The 321-nt window shown below is 37.7% G+C and carries 1 protein-coding gene; it reads left to right on the forward strand.

Going from position 1 to position 321, the window contains the following annotated elements; genetic code table 11:
• Positions 1 to 17 precede the first annotated feature (17 nt).
• A partial coding sequence (locus F6Q11_RS04495; RefSeq protein ID WP_297026620.1) for a hypothetical protein occupies positions 18 to 321 on the forward strand: 304 nt, incomplete at its 3' end.

Consider the following 321-nt stretch of genomic DNA (forward strand, 5'->3'; position numbering starts at 1 on the left):
AAGCAATTTTATCATTGATGAAATTTGGAAAACAGGATGATTTTAATCCAGATACCGTAGTAAGAAATTATCTTGCAATAACACTTGGGAAATGGGATATCAAATACAATGAGAGGATCAGGGGTATCTCTGGAAGAGAACATAATTTCGATGCTGTCTATATATCCCAGGAAGGCGAAATAGTGACCGTTATGATAGTCACCAAGAATTCGGATCTGGAAAGGCGTCTAGAGGAGTTCAAAATCAGTTCTGAAGATGTTAAAGCGAAGAGAAAATTTCTAATAACCTGCGGGGAGATCGATTCTGGAACTGTGAAAAAGC

The sequence above is a fragment of the Thermoplasma sp. genome (assembly GCF_008709555.1).
Lineage (GTDB): Archaea > Thermoplasmatota > Thermoplasmata > Thermoplasmatales > Thermoplasmataceae > Thermoplasma.